At 62.7% G+C, this 1,364-nt stretch carries 3 protein-coding genes; 1 reads left to right on the forward strand and 2 read right to left on the reverse strand.

Annotated features, from left to right (window positions below; translation table 11 throughout):
* On the reverse strand, positions 1-409 hold a 409-nt coding region (locus EN964_RS34700; protein ID WP_245490731.1), incomplete at its 3' end, for an SAM-dependent methyltransferase.
* A gap of 134 nt (positions 410-543) precedes the next feature.
* Between EN964_RS34700 and EN964_RS34705 the strand changes: the two genes are divergently transcribed.
* Positions 544-732, forward strand: a complete 189-nt coding sequence (locus tag EN964_RS34705; RefSeq protein ID WP_127269534.1) for a hypothetical protein — start codon at positions 544-546, stop codon at positions 730-732.
* A gap of 73 nt (positions 733-805) precedes the next feature.
* Here EN964_RS34705 and EN964_RS34710 read toward each other — a convergent pair whose 3' ends face one another.
* Entirely contained in the window at positions 806-1,243 is a 438-nt protein-coding gene (locus EN964_RS34710) for an EamA family transporter (RefSeq protein ID WP_127269533.1), read from the reverse strand.
* Positions 1,244-1,364 lie beyond the last annotated feature (121 nt).

Consider the following 1,364-nt stretch of genomic DNA (forward strand, 5'->3'; position numbering starts at 1 on the left):
GGATAGGCACGACGCGAATGCCGTGGTCGAGCGCCTCGCCGACCAGCCGGTAGCCGGGATCGGATACCAGCGGCGTGCCGGCATCGGAGATCAGCGCCACGCTCTGCCCGGCCTGAAGTGCCGATATCAGCTTCAGCCCGGCCTCGCCGGCATTGTGTTCATGGTAGGCCGTGGTGCGGCGGCGAATGCCGTAGCGGTCGAGCAGCACGCGCGACACCCGCGTGTCTTCGCAGGCGACGATGTCGGCAGCGGCCAGCGTCTCCAGCGCGCGCAGCGTGATGTCGGCGAGATTGCCGATCGGCGTCGCCACCAGATAGAGCGCCGGCTCCAATGGCCGTGCCGCGATCTCGGTCTGCCCGACCACATAGCTGCGCTTGCTCGTCTCTGCGGTCACCGATGACTTCTCCATTCAGCCCTGTTTGGCACGGCTGACGCGGGCTTGCAAAAGCTGACGCCGATGTAAGGAATTCGCCTTTCCTTTGCCACAGTGGGGAACCAAACCGGCGTTGGCAGATTAGCCCCCTGATTCCGGAGGAGGACAGGATGGACAGCCTGAAGATACAGGACGCTTTCGAGCCCTACTATGCCGGCCGCAAGCGCGGTGCCGCGCCCAGGGACAAGCGCCTATCTGCCAAGACCGAGCACAGCCTGGCCAAAGAGCGAGCCGTGAGCGCTTTGCCGACCAACGTCAGGCTTTCCGACAACAAACCCGATAGCACGACGGAGCACTGACCGGACGATGCCCAATCGCTTCGATATCTTCATCACCCGTCTTGAAACAAAGAATGCCCGCAACGGCGCGCAACTAGCCTCGATAGGCGACCAGCACCGCGCCCGCCGCGATAAGAGCGACGCCAAGCCAATTCGCTCCGGACAACCGCTCGCCGAGAAAGGCCGCGCCAAACACCGCCACAAGCACGACGCTTAGCTTGTCGATCGGCGCCACCTGCGCCGCATTGCCGATCTTCAGGGCGCGAAAGTAGCAGAGCCATGACGCGCCGGTCGCCAGACCGGACAGGCCTAGGAAAGCCCAAGTCTTTGCCGAGATCGTGGCCGGCGACTGGAACTGGCCGCTGGCAAGCAGGATGGCACCGAGCACGATCAGGATGATGACCGTGCGGATGAAGGTGGCGAAATCGGAATTGATGTTCTCGATGCCAACCTTGGCGAAGATCGCCGTCAGGGCAGCGAACGCAGCTGAGAGCAATGCCCAGAATTGCCAGGAGGATACGGTCAGGTTCATGCCGGTGGCCTTTGCGGATGAGGTCTCAACCGAGATACCGTGAAACGCGTGCCTTCAGAAGTGTAATCCTAAGCTTCGGAGATTGGACGAGGCTTCCCCACCTTCGTCATCCACGGGCGGA

Source organism: Mesorhizobium sp. M7A.F.Ca.CA.001.10.2.1, assembly GCF_003998575.1.
GTDB lineage: Bacteria > Pseudomonadota > Alphaproteobacteria > Rhizobiales > Rhizobiaceae > Mesorhizobium.